The sequence below is a fragment of the Actinomycetota bacterium genome (genome assembly GCA_036280995.1).
Taxonomy (GTDB): domain Bacteria; phylum Actinomycetota; class CALGFH01; order CALGFH01; family CALGFH01; genus CALGFH01.
The window spans coordinates 1-2,504 of the sequence record DASUPQ010000626.1 but is presented as its reverse complement, the minus strand read 5'-3'; the positions used below and the strand labels follow the sequence as shown (position 1 = coordinate 2,504).

2 protein-coding genes are annotated in these 2,504 nt (G+C 74.5%); both read left to right on the top strand.

Annotated elements, in window-relative coordinates; all coding sequences use genetic code 11:
* The coding region (locus VF468_21290) for an NDMA-dependent alcohol dehydrogenase (GenBank protein ID HEX5880827.1) at window positions 1-1,074 on the top strand (1,074 nt) is incomplete at its 5' end.
* Between the two features lie 76 nt (window positions 1,075-1,150).
* Window positions 1,151-2,504: MoxR family ATPase (locus VF468_21285; protein ID HEX5880826.1), on the top strand; the 1,354-nt coding region annotated here is incomplete at its 3' end.

Genomic DNA, 2,504 nt, shown 5'->3' with positions numbered 1-2,504 from the left:
GACTGGGAGGTGGTCGAGCTCGACCTCGACGGGCCCAGGGACGGCGAGGTACTGATCCGCTACGTGGCGGCCGGGTTCTGCCACTCCGACGAGCACCTTCGGCACGGCGACATCGTGCCCCGGTTCCCCATCGTCGGCGGCCCCGAAGGCGCCGGCATCATCGAGGAGGTCGGCCCGGGCGTCACCAAGGTCAAGCCCGGCGACCACGTGGTCTGCGCCTTCATCCCCTCCTGCGGCCACTGCCGTTGGTGCTCGACCGGGCAGCAGAACCTGTGCGACCTGGGCGCCACCATCCTGGAGGGCTGCATGCCCGACGGGAGCTTCCGCTTCCACGCCGAGGGCCAGGACCTCGGCGCGATGTGCATGATCGGGACCTTCTCCCAGTACGCCACCATCTCCGAGTACTCGTGTGTGAAGGTTGACGAGGACCTGCCGCTGGACAAGGCCGTGCTGACCGGCTGCGGGGTCCCGACCGGTTGGGGCTCGGCGGTCTACGCGGCCAAGGTCACCCCCGGCGACACGGTCGTGATCTTCGGCATCGGGGGGATCGGCATCAACGCCGTCCAGGGTGCCGCCCATGCCGGGGCGGCCAACATCGTCGCGGTGGACCCGCTGGCCAACAAGCGCGAGAAGGCCGAGCAGCTCGGCGCCACCCACAGCGTCGCCTCCGGCGAGGAGGCCAAGGCGCTGGTCGGCGAGCTCACCCGCGGGGTCGGCGCCGACAAGGCCATCGTCACCGTCGACATCGTCAACGAGCAGGTCGTCCAGGAGGCGGTCGACGCCATCCGCAAGGGCGGCCGGGTGGTCATCACCGGGCTGGCCGACCCGACCAAGCTCACCGTGCAGCTCTCCGGCGCGGTGCTGACGCTGTTCCAGAAGGAGGTCGTCGGCACCCTATTCGGCAACTCCAACCCCCAGTACGACATCAAGAAGATGCTGGACCTGTACCGCACCGGCCACATCAAGCTGGACGAGCTGGTCACCAACACCTACACCCTCGACCAGGTCAACCAGGGCTACCAGGACCTGCTCGACGGCAAGAACCTCAGGGGCGTGATGCTCCACGAGCACTGAACGCCCCACCCCTGTCGCGGGCCCAGCCGACGGGGCCGGGCCCGTGGGCGCCGGAGGAGGCTTCCCGGTCGCGCGCATGCTGGCCAGGGCCGAGCGGGAGGTCGTCGGCCTGCGTCGCCAGGCGGAGGTGCTCGCCGTCGCCCTGGAGACCGGCCGCCACGTGGTGCTCGAGGGCCCGCCAGGCACCGGCAAGTCCACCCTGCTGCGGTGCCTTGCCGAGGAGGCCGGCCTGGGGCTGGAGTTCGTGGAGGGCAACGCCGAGCTGACCCCGGCCAGGCTGGTCGGGGCGCACGACCCGGCGCTGGTGCTGGAGGGAGGCTACCGTCCCGAGGCGTTCAACGACGGCCCGCTGCTGCTGGCCATGCGCGAGGGCGCCCTGCTGTATGTCGAGGAGCTCAACCGGGTCCCCGAGGAGACCCTGAACGTCCTCATCACCGCCCTGGCCGAGGGTGAGATCCACGTCCCCCGGGTCGGCCGGGTCCGGGCCGGCCGGCGGTTCCGGCTGATCGCCGCCATGAACCCCTTCGACGCCGTCGGCACCGCCAGGGTCAGCCAGGCGATCGCCGACCGGGTCTGCCGGGTCGCGCTCGGCTACCAGGACGAGGCCGGCGAGCGCCGCATCGTCGAGCTGGTCGCCGGCGCGACCGGCCCGCTGGCCTGGCTGGCGGTCGCCCTGGTCCGGGCCACCCGCGAGCATCCGGAGCTGCGTGCCGGCGCATCGGTGCGGGGCGCGATCGACCTGGTCCACCTGGCGCGCGGGCTGGCGGCGCTGCGCGGCGAGGCAGCCGTGGCCGAGCGGCTGCCCGCCAGGGCCACCCTCCTGGACGCCGCCCTGGCCGCGCTGTCGGGCCGGGTGCGCCTGGAGGACGGCTCGGCCAGGACCGTGGAGGCGATCCTCACCGAGCTGCTGGACCGCCTGCTGGCCGAGTCCAGGGAGCCGCCAAACCCTCCTGACCCGGCCGCCCGACCAGCCCGGGGCGGCCGGGGAAAGGTGCTGGAGGGCTCCGAGGCGGCCGCCGCCCTGCGCGAGGGCGCCCGGCGCACCGCCAGCCGGGCCGAGCTGGCCGCGGCCCACCCGGAGCTGGCCGAGATCTCGCCGGCGGTCGGGCGGCTCGACCACGCCGCCCTCGACGACCTGGTGGCGCGCGACCCGGACCGGGCCCTCGCCCTCGTCGCCGCGCTCGCCGGCGCCACCGACCCGGACCTGCGGGCCCAGGCCAGGCGGGTGGCGGCCAGGGTGTTCCTGGGCGCCGCCCGGAGCGGTGCCCGCCGCCGGCGCGGGGTCGGCCGGCTCGGGCCCGAGCCCGGCCGCGACGACGGCGACCTGGACCTGGAGCGGACGCTGGAGCGGGCCGGCGGGCGGCGGCCCCGCGACGTCGGCGAGCTGGTCGTGCGGCGCTGGCAGCTTCCGCGGCGGCCGGTCTGCCTGC